Source organism: Paenibacillus sp. 598K (assembly GCF_003851045.1).
Lineage (GTDB): Bacteria > Bacillota > Bacilli > Paenibacillales > Paenibacillaceae > Paenibacillus_D.
This window is the reverse complement of record NZ_BFBX01000138.1, coordinates 1-422: the sequence shown is the minus strand read 5'-3', so window position 1 is coordinate 422 and position 422 is coordinate 1. Positions and strand designations below refer to the sequence as shown.

Annotated in this window: 1 pseudogene; it reads left to right on the top strand. The window is 74.4% G+C overall.

Annotated elements, in window-relative coordinates:
- Positions 1 to 422, top strand: a pseudogene (locus PA598K_RS36680) (helicase SNF); the annotation flags it as partial.

Here is a 422-nt window from a genome sequence, read left to right as displayed (position 1 = left end):
CGCCACTGCTTCGGTATCGCCGACGACGCGGTACTCCGCCAGCTGCTGGAGGTGCGGGCCAGCGAGCGACTGCAACGCGAGGCGGCGGGCGCGCTCTATACCGGCGAGCTGGACGACCCCCGGACGCTGCCGCTGCCTCCGGCCGTCTGGCCGTCCCTGGCGGCGCGGCTCGGCGACAGCGGCACGGCGCGGCTGCGGTCGGGGACGCGTACCGCCCCGCTGCAATGGGCCGAGGCGTTGCCGCTGCGCTTCGTCTTCGAGCAGACGGCCGAGGGCGCCTATCGGCTGGCGGCGGAGGGGATCGCCGACATGATCATCCTGGAGGCGTACAGTCTGGCGATCGCGGCCGACCGGCTCGTCGCCCTGCCGGCCGAGGGCTGCCGGCGTCTGGCCGAGGTGCAGACGGTGATGCGCGTCGAGAC